A 9,734-nucleotide genomic window follows, 5' to 3' on the forward strand; every position below is an offset into this window, starting at 1 on the left:
TGATTTGTTGATTCCTCATAAACTCCTGAAAATTGAAATGACTGTTCACATTTCTGAACAATGGACAAAATCAAAGCCATCGAAGCTTTTGTGCGCGTGGTCGATACAGGCGGTTTCACCAAGGCCGCAGAGTCCCTGCACACACCCAAGGCCACCATCTCGACTTTGATCCAGGACCTCGAAGCGCAGCTTGGCGTGCGCCTGCTGCACCGCACCACGCGGCGGGTCACGGTCACGGCAGACGGCGCGGCCTACTACGAGCGTTGCATTCGCATCCTCGACGACCTGCGCGAAGCCGACGAGTCTCTGTCCTCGCGCCACCGTGAACCCAAGGGCACGCTCAAGGTTGACATGACCACCAGCATGGCCAGCATGCTCATGCAGGATCACCTGCCCGCTTTTCTCAGACGCTACCCACGCATCGACTTGCAACTGGGTTGTACAGACCGGCCCATCAACATGGTCAGCGAGGGCGTCGATTGTGTCGTGCGAGTTGGGGAGGTCAACGACCCCTCACTGGTAGCGCGGCGCATCGGCTCCATGCATTTCGTGACCTGCGTCGCGCCGAGCTACCTGGCCGAGCATGGCACGCCTCAGCATCCTCAAGACCTCTTGCAGCACCGCTGGATCAGCTACTTCGTTCAAGGCCGCATCCACCACTGGGAGTTCATCAAGGGTGAAGAGCGTCTCGAACTTCAACTGCCAGGCGGTCTGGCGCTCAACGACTCCAACGTCTACCGCGACGCCTGCCTGGCCGGCGTCGGCATCGGTCAGATCCCCAGTTACGCCTTTCAGTGTTACGAGCGCCAAGGCAAGCTCGTGCGGATCCTCGCCGACTGGGGTACCGATGCCCTGCCTGTGCATGTGCTCTATCCCTCGAACCGCCATTTGTCGACCAAGGTACAGGTCTTCGTGGAGTGGGCCGCCGAAGTGTTCGAGAACACGCCGGGGCTGCGGCGCGTCTGAACGCCAGATCAGGCCAAGGTAGCTTCCCGCCCCGTTCGGCTCGACACGCGCGTTGGCATGCAGATGTTCGATTGCCCGAACAGCGCACTTTGAAGAGCTTGAGTCGGTCCGCCAGGCGGCCAAGGTGGTCGAAGTTGCAAAAACGGACGAGGCTGAGGCGATTCGTAAAAAGCTTTTGCAGGCAGAACTAGACGGTCAAACTCTAGCCGAGAGGAATTTGGCGCTTCAGCGATCTTTGGACGCAGTAGCCAACGTAGAAAAGGAGCGGCAGAATGGCATTCTGTTGGCTGCGTTCAAAGCTGGCAAAACAACATATTCGAGACTTCGTTGGTCCCTCAGCATTGCGGTCGGAATTCTTTCTGGTGTAGCAACTTGGCTGGCGAGCCAAGAACCAACCCTGCCGATCGCTATAGGAGCTAGTTTTCTGCTGGGTGCCGGTGGGTTTTGGTTTGTACCGGAGTTGCTGGATAAGCCACTGCATGCCATCGCAATGCGCCGTCTCAAGGGCGTTGTGACATCGAAGGATGCATCAGTGAATCTTCCTTCAAATGTCCCGGACTTCCGCACGCAGCACTGGGTGGTCGAGACCGACAAGCCCCAACTTGGCATCGTCGATAGCACTGCTGCAAACGGATTCGGGAAATGATTGCCTGCAACCGTAAAGCTGAAGTTCAATCACTTTGGCTCAATGCCCGCTTTAGGTCGATCGCCGCCCCTGGTGAATGACTGCTGATGGGCATCCGACCCAGTGCTCGTGTTGCGATGAGGTCGACGAGTGGTAACCGGCTGCTCTCAGCCTAAAGCGGACTAAAAGCGACCCATATGCCCATACGTCCGAAATTGCGGCAATAGCCCCCCTCATCGCCTCCGGAACCCCTCAAACAACATTTTTCGCGCAAGCATAGAAACAAACATTCGTTTTCCGCAGCAGGCTGGAGAAACAGAATCGATGGCTCACTTACAGAGCTTGGATATGAACTTTCAACAGTTGCGATCTGTGCGCGAGGCCGTCAGACGCGGTTTCAATCTCACCGAAGTAGCCCACGCCTTGCACACATCCCAACCGGGTGTCAGCCGACAAATCCGGGAGTTGGAGGAGGAGTTGGGCATCGATCTGTTCGTGCGTGCCGGCAAGCGGCTCACGGGTCTGACTGAACCCGGTCGCCAGGTGCTGCCCATTGTGGAAAGGTTGCTGTCTGACTCGGAAAGCCTGCGCCAGGCTTCGCGAGACTTCTCGGAACGCGACGTGGGGCCGCTGTCCATTGCCGCCACGCACTCGCAGGCGCGGTACGCCCTGCCCTCGGCTGTGCGTGATTTCCGTCAGCTCTACCCGCAGGTCACACTGAGTCTTCACCAGGGCTCCCCCAAGCACGTCGCGGAGATGCTGCTCAGCGGGGAAGCGGATGTGGGTATCGCTACAGAGGCGCTGACGCAATACGAACAACTGGTCACGCTGCCGTGCTATCAGTGGACGCACGCTGTGGTCGTGCCCCCAAATCATGCGCTGCTGGATGGCCAGCCACTGACCTTGGAACGTCTGTCCCGTTTTCCATTGATCACGTATGACGTGGGCTATACGGGGCGCGCCCACATCGACGAAGCCTTCGAAGAAGCGGGCATCACGCCATCGGTGGTGCTCAGTGCCATGGATGCCGACGTGATCAAGACCTACGTCGAACTCGGCATGGGTGTGGGCATCGTGGCGTCCATCGCCTTCGATCAGGACCGCGATCGCAACCTGCGCGCCATCGAGGCACGCAGCCTGTTCAAGTTGAACATGACACGTCTGGCCTTCCGCCGCGACGCGTACCTGCGCAGCTATGTCTACGCTTTCATCGAAACCTTCGCGCCGCCGCTGACTCGGCAACGTGTAGAGGCGGCCGCCAGGCTCTCATCTGCCAAGCAAGACGACGACGCTCAGCAAGAAGCCGCATAAGTTGCAAGCTGATAAGCAAAAACGCAGCCCCGTGATCGGAGGCTGCCTTTTTTATATGCCAGTCTCGTTAGCTAAAGAGCTGGCTGCCTGTTGGCTCACTTACCCGCGCGGCCAGCCGTCAGGATCTGGTCATAAATGCCGCCGTCGTTGAAGTGCTCTGCCTGAGCCTTCTTCCAGCCGCCGAACACTTCGTCCACAGTGAATGTAGGCACGCTGATGAAGGCTGCCTTGTACTGCGCCAGCAACTTGTCCGAGCGCGGGCGAAGGTGATGCTTCGCTGCAATCGCCTGCCCCTCGTCAGACCACAGGTACTTCAGGTAAGCCTCGGCCTGCTTGCGGCTGCCCTTCTTGTCCACGTTCTTGTCGACAACGCTGACGGGGTTCTCAGCCAGGATGGTTGTCTTGGGGTAGACCACCTGGTAATCGCCACTGAACTCGTTCTGAATCAGCGGTACTTCGCTTTCGAAAGTCGCCAGGGCATCGCCGATGTTGCGTTGGGCAAATGTGGTTGTGGCTGCACGTCCACCGCCATCAAACACAGGCACGTTGCCGAAAACCTTCTGCACCAAATCGCGAGCTTGCTTGGGCGTGCCCCCGGCCTTGATCACCGAGCCCCAGGCCGCCAGGTAGGAGTAGCGGCCATTGCCCGAGGTCTTCGGGTTAGGAATCACGACCGACACCCCAGGTTTGGCCAGATCCGACCAATCCTTGATGCCCTTGGGGTTGCCCTTGCGCACCAGAATCACGGTCACAGACGTAGTAGGCGCCGCATTGTTCGGCAGGCGCTTGGCCCAATCGGCAGGGACCAGACCGCCTTGCTGATTCAGCACGTCGATGTCGTTGGCCTGGTTCATGGTGATCACATCAGCCGGCAGGCCTTCGATCACGCTGCGAGCCTGCTTGCTGGAGCCGCCGTGAGATTGGTTGATCGTCACGGCCTCGCCCGTGGTCTGCTTCCAGTAACGAGCGAAGGCGGCGTTGTAGTCCTTGTAGAACTCGCGGGTAACGTCATAACTCACGTTGAGCAGCGTGGTGTCGGCCCACGCAGGCACACATGCCGAAACGGCCAGGGCCGCAGATGCGGCAACGTGGGACAAACGGAATGCTCGGTGGCTCATCAAAGAAAAATGCATGAGAACGGCCCATTTCAAAGGAGGCCCAAATATTAAGGACGAGCGCATTCACGCAGAAGTACGGATTACGCAGGTGCTTATGCAAATAACGAACTAGCGCCTCTGGCTTGCCGCCAAGCCACCACACACGCGGATGCCAAAGCGGATGAACCATCTGCCAATGCACCAATAGCCAAGCGCTGACTGGTGCGACGCCCCCTTCTGCCCGGGTCTTTATATAAATTGATCACATATCCAAATTCGCCAAACAAATATCGACTGATCTAACTCGATCTAAGTCGTTGGGATGTTTCTGCTTAAGCGGCAAATTGGGTGCTTACTTTCCAGAGCTTCAGACCTTTCATGCAGTCCGCCTCATCGTCCGCCCAAGTCCTTGAACTCGCGTCAACAGAATGGAATCTGCACGAGGTGGTGAAAGCCTTGCGCCATTCCCGCGAGCATGCCCACAACGTTAGGCACAAAGGACGCGTTCGAGAGTTGCCATCGCGAGAAGCACTCGGGCAGATTGTGCAAGGTCTGTCTGCCGCGCTGTTTCCTACGCATTACGGCCGACCAGACCTGAGCGACGAAAGCATTGACTACTACGTCGGCAACACGCTCAACAGCACCTTGGTTCTGCTGGCAGAACAAGTACGCCGCGGCCTGCTCTACGCCAGTGACGCCGATCCATATGTTGACCCACTCGCCGATGCGGCCCTGACGGACAAGGCCAACCACATCACACGCGTGTTCGCATCCGAGCTGCCGGCCATTCGTGCCTTGCTCGTCAGTGATCTGCAGGCAGCCTTCAACGGAGACCCCGCTGCGACCAGCGCGTCCGAGATCCTGCTGTGCTACCCCGGCATGGCGGCCATCATCCACTACCGGCTGGCGCATGGCCTCTACAAGCTGGGCGCCCCCCTCCTCGCCCGCTTGATTTCCGACATCGCCCACTCCCGCACAGGCATTGATATCCACCCAGGCGCCGAGATCGGCCCTGCCTTCTTCATTGATCACGGTACTGGCGTTGTGATCGGTGAGACCACGGTGATCGGGCAAGGCGTGCGCCTGTACCAAGCAGTGACCCTGGGCGCCAAGCGCTTCCCAACCGACGAAGAAGGGCAGCTGGTCAAAGGCCATGCCCGTCACCCCATCGTGGAAGACGACGTGGTGATCTATGCCGGCGCAACGGTGCTGGGCCGCATCACCGTGGGCAAGGGCTCGACCATTGGCGGCAACGTGTGGCTGACCCACAGCGTGCCGCCTGGCAGCAACGTATCCCAGGCACTCAACAGACACACCTGATGTCTTCCCCTTTCGCTCTCACCAATCAATATGGAGTTCAGCCACATGGCCAATAACCACGAACAAAGCACAGCCCTTGGCGACATCGCCGCGCGGCAACTTGCCATCGCCACACGCACCGTGCCCCAGATGGGCACGATCACGCCGCGTTGGTTGACTCACTTGATGCAATGGGTGCCTGTCGAGGCCGGCATCTACCGCGTCAACAAGGTGAAGGACGCCTCCAGCGTGACCGTGGATTGCTCCGGTCGCGACGAGCGTGAACTGCCCCAGACCTTCGTGGACTACATCGAAGATCCACGCGAGTACCTGCTGTCGGCCGTGAACACCGTGCTGGACGTGCACACCCGCGTGTCTGACCTGTACAGCAAGCCCTACAACCAGATCTCCGAGCAGCTGCGCCTGACCATCGAGACGATCAAGGAGCGCCAGGAAGCCGAGTTGATCAACAACCGCGAATACGGTCTGCTCAACAACATCGCGCCGCATCAGCACATCAAGACCCGCACTGGCGCCCCTACGCCGGACGACCTCGACGAACTGCTGAGCAAAGTGTGGAAGGAGCCTGGCTTCTTCCTGGCGCATCCGTTGGCGATCACCGCCTTTGGTCGTGAGTGCACCCGCCGTGGCGTACCGCCTCCTACCGTGTCGCTGTTCGGTTCGCAGTTCATCACCTGGCGCGGCATCCCCCTGATCCCATGCGACAAGATCAAGATTGAAGACAACAAGACCAAGATCCTTCTGATTCGCACGGGTGAAAGCCGTCAAGGCGTGGTCGGCCTGTATCAGCCGGATCTGCCTGGTCAACAAAGCCCCGGCCTGGCCGTGCGCTTCATGGGCATTAACCATAAGGCCATCGCCTCCTACCTGGTGTCGCTGTACTGCTCGCTGGCGGTGCTGACCGATGACGCCATCGCCGTGCTCGAAGACGTTGAAATCAACAAGTACCATGAGTACAAGTGAACTTGCCAACCTGGGTGTCCCTGATGTGGAAACCCTGGCGCAGCTGGCCAACCAGTTCTTTTCTGCGCTGCCCGGACAGGCACCAGATTTGAACAGCGTGGGCGCAGGCTTGCCGCCGGGCTTGTCGCATCTGGGCTCACCCCAAGCGCCCCATCCGTTCGCCGTCGCCAATGTGGTGGGCTCGCAGCCCAGCCGAGGCGTGAACACGGGGATCCCGCCCACCACGTCGGTGCCCAATGCCACGCTATCCGAGTTGCCTGGCGGCGTGCCTGCTTCTGTCCCCGTCGGGCAGTTGCCCTACCTGACCGGTGCAGCGCCCAACGAAGGTGTCCAGCACCCGAGCCCTGCCGTCACACCAACCCCGACAGTGCCGACCTCGTTTTCAGGTGATGTGCCCTTGACGCCAGCCGCGAACCCCGCCGGCAACACACATGGCTTGCAACCTGCGCTGACCTTGAACCCCCTGGATTGGGGCCTGCCCAGTGACGCCGAATTGGCTGATTTGCTGGCGTTGCGCTCTCCTGCTCGCGGGCCGTCTACAGAACATGCGTTGGCAGCACCTGGGCCCAGCTTCTACTTCCTGGATCACGTGCCCTTGGGCCAACCGGGCTTGTTGACGCCAGGCTTGCCCCATCAGGCGGAAGTCGCCAAGCCTCAGGGCTTCAAGCCGCCGTTTGATGTCAACCTGATCCGCCAGGATTTCCCGATCCTGCGCGAACGGGTGAACGGTCGCCCCTTGATCTGGTTGGACAACGCTGCCACCACGCAAAAGCCACAGTGTGTGATTGACCGGGTTTCGTACTTCTACGAGCACGAAAACTCGAACATCCACCGTGCCGCGCATGAACTGGCTGCACGTGCCACCGATGCCTACGAAGGCGCTCGCGAAACCACGCGAGCCTTCCTGAACGCGTGCTCGGTCAATGAGATCGTGTTCGTGCGGGGCACCACCGAAGCCATCAACCTGGTGGCCAAGTCGTGGGGCCGCGCCAACCTGCGCGAGGGTGACGAGATCATGGTGAGCCACCTGGAGCACCACGCCAACATCGTGCCCTGGCAGCAGTTGTGCGCCTTCACGGGTGCGAAGCTGCGCGTGATCCCGGTGGACGACGACGGCCAGATCCTGCTGGACGAATACGCCAAGCTGCTGGGCCCTCGCACGAAGCTGGTGTCGTTCACGCAAGTGTCCAACGCCCTGGGCACCATCACCCCTGCCAAGCAGATGGTGGCGATGGCGCACAGTGCGGGCGCGAAGGTGCTGGTCGACGGTGCGCAATCCGTGTCGCACATGCGTTCCGACGTGGTCGATCTGGACTGCGACTGGTTCGTGTTCTCGGGCCACAAGATCTTTGGGCCGACGGGCATTGGTGCTCTGTACGGCAAGGAGGCCTTGCTCAACGAGACGCCGCCTTGGCAAGGTGGCGGCAACATGATCAAGGACGTGACTTTCGAGCACACCGAGTACCACGCCGCCCCAGGTCGCTTTGAGGCCGGCACGGGCAACATCGCAGACGCGGCTGGCATGGGCGCGGCACTGGCGTACGTCATGCAACTGGGCATCGACAACATCGGCGCGTACGAGCACCAGTTGCTGGTCTATGCCACGCGCTTGCTCAAGGATGTGCCGGGTTTGCGTTTGATTGGTACGGCGACCAGCAAGGCGTCGGTGATGTCGTTCACCTTGCAAGGCTTCAAAACCGAAGAGGTTGGTGCGGCCTTGAACAAGGAAGGCATCGCCGTGCGTTCGGGCCATCATTGCGCGCAACCCATCTTGCGTCGCTTCGGGCTGGAAGCCACCGTACGACCTTCTCTGGCTTTCTACAACACCTGTGCCGAGGTCGATACCCTGGTGGCGACGCTGCACAAGCTGTCTGGCAGCCAACGTCGGGTGTACTGAGCAAGTTCTAGCGCTCAAACAAAAGGGGTGTCTGTATCAGGCACCCCTTTCTTGTTTCAGGCGGCTAATGCCTGAAGCGGGAGATCAGAACTGCGGACCGCCGAAGCCGCCCTCGTCATGGTGCCCCGCCGGCGCCTTGGGTGGCTCGGGGATCTCCGCAACGATGGCTTCCGTGGTCAGGATCAAGCTGGCAACTGAGGCAGCGTTCTGCAGCGCGGTGCGCGTCACCTTGGCCGGGTCCAGTACGCCCTGCTCGACCAGATCGCCATAGGTGTCGTTGGCCGCGTTGAAGCCGAAGTTGCCCTCGCCTTGCAGCACGCGGTTCACGACCACACTGGGCTCGCCACCGGCGTTGGCCACAATCTGGCGCAGCGGCTCTTCAATGGCGCGCAGCACCAGCTTGATGCCGGCATCCTGGTCGGCGTTGTCGCCTTGCAGACTGCCCACGGCCTTCTTGGCACGCAAAAGGGCCACGCCACCGCCGGGCACCACGCCCTCTTCCACTGCAGCACGTGTGGCGTGCAGGGCATCTTCCACGCGGGCCTTCTTCTCTTTGAGCTCCACTTCGGTCGCGGCACCCACCTTGATCACGGCCACACCGCCGGCCAGCTTGGCCACGCGCTCTTGCAGCTTTTCGCGGTCGTAGTCGCTGGTGGCCTCACCGATCTGGACACGGATCTGCTTGACGCGTGCTTCGATGTCTGCGGCATTGCCGGAGCCATCGATCAGGGTGGTGTTCTCTTTGCCCACTTCCACGCGTGCAGCCTGACCCAGATCGGTGAGCGCCCCCTTGTCCAGGGTCAGGCCGACTTCTTCCGAGAAGACCTTGCCGCCCGTCAGCACAGCGATGTCTTCCAGGATGGCCTTGCGACGGTCACCAAAGCCAGGCGCCTTCACGGCCACCACCTTGAGAATGCCGCGGATCGAGTTGACCACCAAGGTGGCCAGCGCCTCGCCTTCCACGTCCTCGGCAATGATCAGCAAGGGGCGAGCTGACTTGGCCACCACTTCCAGCACGGGCAGCAGATCGCGGATGTTGCTGATCTTCTTGTCAACGATCAACACGAAGGGATTGTCGAGCTCGGCAATCTGCTTGTCCTGGTTGTTGATGAAGTAAGGCGACAGATAACCACGATCGAACTGCAGGCCTTCGACCACGTCCAGTTCGTTGATCAGGCTCTTGCCGTCTTCCACGGTGATCACGCCGTCCTTGCCCACTTTGTCGATGGCGTCAGCGATGATCTGGCCAATGTCCCAATCGGAGTTGGCAGAGATGGCGCCAACCTGAGCGATTTCCTTGGACGTGGTCGTGGGCTTGGCGATCTGCTTGATCTCGGCCACCAGGGCTGTCACGGCCTTGTCGATACCGCGCTTGAGGTCGGTGGGGTTCAGGCCTGCGGCCACGTACTTGAAGCCTTCGCGCACGATGGCCTGGGCCAGCACGGTAGCCGTGGTGGTGCCGTCACCGGCATTGTCGGACGTCTTGGACGCCACTTCCTTGACCAGTTGTGCGCCGATGTTCTCGTACTTGTCCTTGAGCTCGACTTCCTTGGCG

8 protein-coding genes are annotated in these 9,734 nt (G+C 60.2%); 6 read left to right on the forward strand and 2 right to left on the reverse strand.

Annotated features, from left to right (window positions below; genetic code table 11):
• Nucleotides 1–60: 60 nt before the first annotated feature.
• The 3 genes from EPO09_RS01540 (at nt 61) to EPO09_RS01550 (ending at nt 2,902) form a co-directional block, all read left to right on the forward strand.
• Nucleotides 61–966 (forward strand): LysR family transcriptional regulator, encoded by a 906-nt coding sequence (locus EPO09_RS01540; RefSeq protein ID WP_290639481.1) that lies wholly within the window; start codon nt 61–63, stop codon nt 964–966.
• 124 nt (nt 967–1,090) lie between these two features.
• On the forward strand, nt 1,091–1,612 hold the full coding sequence (locus EPO09_RS01545) for a hypothetical protein (RefSeq protein WP_290639483.1): 522 nt from the start codon (nt 1,091–1,093) through the stop codon (nt 1,610–1,612).
• A 327-nt stretch (nt 1,613–1,939) separates the two neighbouring features.
• Nucleotides 1,940–2,902: a CysB family HTH-type transcriptional regulator gene (locus EPO09_RS01550; RefSeq protein WP_290639485.1), complete on the forward strand. Its 963-nt coding sequence runs from the start codon at nt 1,940–1,942 to the stop codon at nt 2,900–2,902.
• A 95-nt stretch (nt 2,903–2,997) separates the two neighbouring features.
• Here EPO09_RS01550 and EPO09_RS01555 read toward each other — a convergent pair whose 3' ends face one another.
• Entirely contained in the window at nt 2,998–4,020 is a 1,023-nt protein-coding gene (locus tag EPO09_RS01555; protein ID WP_290639487.1) for a sulfate ABC transporter substrate-binding protein, read from the reverse strand.
• Nucleotides 4,021–4,377: 357 nt separating this feature from the next.
• On the opposite strand from EPO09_RS01555, the gene epsC reads away from it, so the two are divergent.
• Genes epsC through EPO09_RS01570 form a run of 3 tightly spaced genes read left to right on the forward strand, consistent with a single transcriptional unit; the run spans nt 4,378 to nt 8,179 of the window.
• Nucleotides 4,378–5,319, forward strand: a complete 942-nt coding sequence (epsC, locus tag EPO09_RS01560) for a serine O-acetyltransferase EpsC (RefSeq protein WP_290639489.1) — start codon at nt 4,378–4,380, stop codon at nt 5,317–5,319.
• A 45-nt stretch (nt 5,320–5,364) separates the two neighbouring features.
• A complete protein-coding gene (locus EPO09_RS01565; RefSeq protein WP_290639491.1) occupies nt 5,365–6,282 on the forward strand; it encodes a family 2A encapsulin nanocompartment shell protein in 918 nt (305 codons plus the stop codon).
• Nucleotides 6,269–8,179 carry a family 2A encapsulin nanocompartment cargo protein cysteine desulfurase gene (locus EPO09_RS01570; protein WP_290639493.1) on the forward strand — a complete coding sequence of 637 codons (1,911 nt, stop codon included), beginning with the start codon at nt 6,269–6,271 and terminating at the stop codon, nt 8,177–8,179. Before EPO09_RS01565 ends, EPO09_RS01570 begins: the two co-directional genes overlap by 14 nt.
• Nucleotides 8,180–8,263: 84 nt before the next feature.
• Here EPO09_RS01570 and groL read toward each other — a convergent pair.
• On the reverse strand, nt 8,264–9,734 hold a 1,471-nt coding region (groL, locus tag EPO09_RS01575), incomplete at its 5' end, for a chaperonin GroEL (protein WP_290639495.1).

It is taken from the genome of Aquabacterium sp., from assembly GCF_004297345.1.
GTDB lineage: Bacteria > Pseudomonadota > Gammaproteobacteria > Burkholderiales > Burkholderiaceae_C > Aquabacterium.

Coding starts and splice junctions, on each gene's coding strand:
- EPO09_RS01540 (WP_290639481.1), top strand. CDS start 61: ATGGACAAAATCAAAGCCATCGAAGCTTTTGTGCGCGTGGTCGATACA.
- EPO09_RS01550 (WP_290639485.1), top strand. CDS start 1,940: ATGAACTTTCAACAGTTGCGATCTGTGCGCGAGGCCGTCAGACGCGGT.
- epsC (WP_290639489.1), top strand. CDS start 4,378: ATGCAGTCCGCCTCATCGTCCGCCCAAGTCCTTGAACTCGCGTCAACA.
- EPO09_RS01555 (WP_290639487.1), bottom strand. CDS start 4,020: ATGAGCCACCGAGCATTCCGTTTGTCCCACGTTGCCGCATCTGCGGCC.
- EPO09_RS01565 (WP_290639491.1), top strand. CDS start 5,365: ATGGCCAATAACCACGAACAAAGCACAGCCCTTGGCGACATCGCCGCG.
- EPO09_RS01570 (WP_290639493.1), top strand. CDS start 6,269: ATGAGTACAAGTGAACTTGCCAACCTGGGTGTCCCTGATGTGGAAACC.